The following is a 3,802-nucleotide window of genomic DNA, read 5'->3' on the forward strand; positions in this document are numbered from 1 at the left end:
ACCCTCGCCACCGCGGCCTGACCACCACCCCCGCCCCCGGACGGACGCCCTCCCCACGCCCTCCCCACTCGCTCCGTTCACCGACCGCCCGTCGCCCGCCGGGTAGACTGCCCGGCGGCGTCGCACCGGCCGACCACCCCTCAGACCGGCCGTACGCCCTCACCGGTGGTCACCGACGATCGCCCGTCACCTCGCACCGCCCACCGGGCGACCACTCGGAGCCCCCTCATGCCTCTGGCGCTCGTCGCCCTCGCCATCACCGCCTTCGCCATCGGCACCACCGAGTTCGCGGCCATGGGCCTGCTGCCCCAGGTCGCCGACGACCTGCGGGTGAGCATTCCGCAGGCCGGCTGGCTGATCTCGCTGTACGCGGTCGGGGTGGTGATCGGGGCGCCGCTGCTCACCGCGGCCTGCGCCCGGCTGCCCCGCAAGGCCGTACTGACCGGGCTGGCCGGGCTGTTCACGGTCGGGAACCTGCTCTGCGCCCTCGCGCCGAACTTCCCGCTGCTGGCCGCCGCCCGGCTGGTCACCGGCCTGCCGCACGGCGCGTTCTTCGGCGCCGGCGCGGTCGCCGCCGCCGAGCTGGCCGCGCCGCACCTGCGCGCCCGCGCCGTCTCGGTGATGTTCTCCGGCCTCACCGTCGCCAACATCCTCGGCGTCCCGGCCGCCACCCTGCTAGGCCAGCACCTGGGCTGGCGGGCCGCGATGCTGGTGGTCGTCGCGATCGGTGCGCTCGGGGTCGCGGCCACCGCCCGGCTGGTCCCGCAGCTGCCCGCCCACCCGCAGGCCGGGCTGCGCACCGAACTGTCGACCTTCCGCAGCGGCCAGCTGTGGGCGGCCCTGGCCACGGTGGTGTTCGGCTGCGCCGGGCTGTTCGCCTGCTACACCTACATCACGCCGACCCTCACCGAGGTGGCCGGCTTCGGCGAGGGCTCGGTGACCCTGGTGCTCGCACTGTTCGGCGTCGGCATGACCCTGGGCAACGCCGTCGGCGGGTACGCGGCGGACCGGGCGCTGCGGCCGAGCATCTGCGCGGCCTTCCTGCTGATGGCCGCCTCGCTCGCGCTGTTCGCCGTCACCTCGCACGCGCGCTGGTCGGCGGCGGTGACGGTGGTGCTGATCGGGATGTTCGGCTTCGCGACCGTGCCCACGGTGCAGACCCTGGTGCTGCTCAAGGCCCGCCGGGCGCCGACGCTGGCCTCCGCCACCGTCCAGGGCGCCTTCAACCTGGCCAACGCGCAGGGCGCCTACCTCGGCGGGGTCGCGCTCGGCGCCGGCCTCGGCTGGACCTCGCCCACCCTGGTCGGCGCCGCCCTGGCCGCGCTCGGCTGCGTCATCGCCCTGGTCTCCTGGGCCGCGGACCGCCGCAGCCCGCGGCCGGCCGGGCCGGTCCCCGCCCCGGTTCCGGCCCGGGTCTGAGGCCGGGCGCCCGACGCACGCGGACGGCGTGGGAGCGGGGCTCCCACGCCGTCCGGTACCGCCGGTGACGTGCGGTCAGCGGGCCACGGTCAGTGGCTCAGGTAGATGCTGTCCATGAACTCGATGATCTGCCGGTCGGTCAGCAGGTTGCCGTCACGGTGACCGCTGGCCAGGTCGGACTCGCTGATCATGCCGATCAGCTTGCCGTCGTCGATCACCGGGATCCGGCGGATCTGGTGCTGCTCCATCTTCTTCAGCACGGCCTCGATGTCGTCCTCGGCCCGTACGCAGTGCAGGTGCCCGGCCAGGTCCATGGCCTTCATCATCATCGGGTCCTTGCCCTCGGCGAGACATCGGACCACGATGTCGCGGTCGGTGATGATGCCTTTGAGCATCTTGTCCGGGCCGCAGATGGGCAGGGCGCCGACGCCCATGTCGCGCATCATCTTGGCCGCGTCCATGAGGGTCTGGTCGGCGTCGATGCACTGGGCGCCGCGGTGCATGATGTCACGGGCTGTGATCACGGGAGGTCCTCTCCTCGGGTCGCACCGGAGTGCGGAGGGTCATGATGCGATCACCATATGTGCCCGTCCGGGTGATCGCTCGGGCTGGCCGCAGCGGCCCCTCCCGAGGCGGTCGACGCCGGCGGCGCTGCCGGTCAGGCGACCCCGGACAGCCGCAGCAGTGCGGTGGTCGCCGCGGCGGCGACCACCACCACGGGGAACGGCAGCCGGCGGACCGCCAGCACCGCCCCGACGGCGACCCCGGCCGGCCGGGCCCAGCCCGCGAAGCCGTGGCCCGCGGTGAGCGCGGCCGTGGCCAGCAGGGCGACCAGCAGCACGGGTGCGGCCAGGCCCAGCAGGTCCCGCAGGTGCTCGGGCAGCCGCAGCCGGTGGTGGAAGGCGGGCCCGGCCAGCCGCAGCGCGTAGGTGCAGGCGGCGAGGGCGAGGACGGCGTACAGGAGCATCAGTGCGCCTCCTTGACGGGGTGGGCCGCGGGGGTGAGGTCCGCGGCGGGGGTGGCCGCGTCGCGGGTGGCGGCGCGGACGGCCGCCGGGAGCAGGCCGACCAGCGCCAGCAGGACTGGCACCCCGGCGGGCAGGAACGGTGTGGCGGCCAGCGCCGCGGCGGCGCCCAGCAGCGCGGCGTCCCGGGTGCGGCGGTCGCCGAGTGCGGGCAGCAGCAGGGCGAGCAGGACGGTGGGGAAGGCGGCGTCCAGGCCGAGCGCGGCGGTGTCGCCGATCGCCCCGCCGGCCAGCGCGCCGAGCACCACGGACAGGTTCCAGCAGGCGAACAGGGCCAGGCCGCAGAGCCAGAACGCGGCCCGGCGGCGCCGGGGGTCCCGGTGGCGCAGGGCGAAGGCGGCGGACTCATCGGTCAGCAGCTGGGCACCGAGCAGCCTGCGCCACCGGCTGCCCTGCAGGACGTCGCCGACGGCGAAGCCGAGCGGCAGCAGGCGGGTGTTGAGCACCAGGCCGGTGACGACGGCGGCGAGCGGCCCGCCGCCGGCCAGCAGGACACCGACCGCGGCGAACTGGGCGCCGCCGGCGAAGACCAGGACCGACATCGCGACCGGTACCCACGCGGGCAGGCCGCCGGAGACGCTGATCGCGCCGAAGGAGGCGCCGACCACGGCGTCGGCGAGGCAGACGAGGGCGATGTCGTGGAGAGTGCCACGGTCGAGCGTTCGCCATGATGAACTCATGTCCACTACAGTGAACGCCCGCCGGGCGTTCGTCAAGCCGAACAAGTGGACTTCTGGAGCGAACATGGAGACTGCCCCGCCGGACGGGACCGAGCCGCGCCTCGACCTGATCGCGCTGATCGCGGCCGCGATCCGCCGCGAGCGCGGCCGGGCCGGCCTGTCCCTCACCGAACTGGCCAAGCGGGCCGGCATCGCCAAGTCCACGCTCTCCCAGCTGGAGTCCGGCGCCGGGAACCCGAGCGTGGAGACCCTGTGGGCACTCGGCGTCGCACTCGGCGTCCCGTTCAGCCGGCTGGTCGACCCGCCGCGTCCGGCCGTCCGGGTGATCCGGGTCGGCGAAGGGCCGGTCACCTACTCCGAGCGGGCCGACTACGCCGCCACCCTGCTGGCCTCCTGCCCGCCGAACGCCCGACGCGACCTCTACCGGATCGAGGCCCAGCCGGGCGGCTCCCGGGTCTCCGACCCGCACATGCCCGGCACCGTCGAGCACCTGGTGGTCGGCACCGGCCGGGCGCTGGTCGGACCCGTTCAGGAGCCGGTCGAACTCGGTCCGGGCGACTACATCGCCTACCCGGGCGACGCGGTGCACGTCTTCGAGGCCCTCGAGCCCGGCACCACCGCGCTGATCGTGATGGAACACGTCTGACCGGCGGCCCGCCGCGCCCCGGGGGTGCGGCGG

5 protein-coding genes are annotated in these 3,802 nt (G+C 75.0%); 2 read left to right on the plus strand and 3 right to left on the minus strand.

What is annotated here, in order from left to right; all coding sequences use genetic code 11:
• Positions 1 to 228: 228 nt before the first annotated feature.
• Positions 229 to 1,419, plus strand: coding sequence for an MFS transporter (locus AA75_RS15095; protein ID WP_051812441.1), 1,191 nt, complete (start codon positions 229 to 231; stop codon positions 1,417 to 1,419).
• An 89-nt stretch (positions 1,420 to 1,508) separates the two neighbouring features.
• Here the strand turns inward: AA75_RS15095 and AA75_RS15100 are convergent, their stop codons facing one another.
• The 3 genes from AA75_RS15100 to AA75_RS15110 form a co-directional block, all read right to left on the minus strand.
• Entirely contained in the window at positions 1,509 to 1,943 is a 435-nt protein-coding gene (locus tag AA75_RS15100; protein WP_033820525.1) for a CBS domain-containing protein, read from the minus strand.
• Positions 1,944 to 2,077: 134 nt separating this feature from the next.
• The gene (locus AA75_RS15105) at positions 2,078 to 2,386 is read right to left on the minus strand and encodes an AzlD domain-containing protein (protein WP_199520328.1); all 309 of its coding nucleotides are present in this window, start codon (positions 2,384 to 2,386) and stop codon (positions 2,078 to 2,080) included.
• Positions 2,386 to 3,123 carry an AzlC family ABC transporter permease gene (locus tag AA75_RS15110; protein WP_063794363.1) on the minus strand — a complete coding sequence of 246 codons (738 nt, stop codon included), beginning with the start codon at positions 3,121 to 3,123 and terminating at the stop codon, positions 2,386 to 2,388. The genes AA75_RS15105 and AA75_RS15110 overlap by 1 nt, the downstream gene beginning before the upstream one ends.
• A 64-nt stretch (positions 3,124 to 3,187) precedes the next feature.
• Between AA75_RS15110 and AA75_RS15115 the strand changes: the two genes are divergently transcribed.
• A complete protein-coding gene (locus AA75_RS15115) occupies positions 3,188 to 3,769 on the plus strand; it encodes a helix-turn-helix domain-containing protein (protein ID WP_051812443.1) in 582 nt (193 codons plus the stop codon).
• Positions 3,770 to 3,802: the final 33 nt, after the last annotated feature.

It is taken from the genome of Kitasatospora sp. MBT63 (genome assembly GCF_000710465.2).
Classification (GTDB): domain Bacteria; phylum Actinomycetota; class Actinomycetes; order Streptomycetales; family Streptomycetaceae; genus Kitasatospora.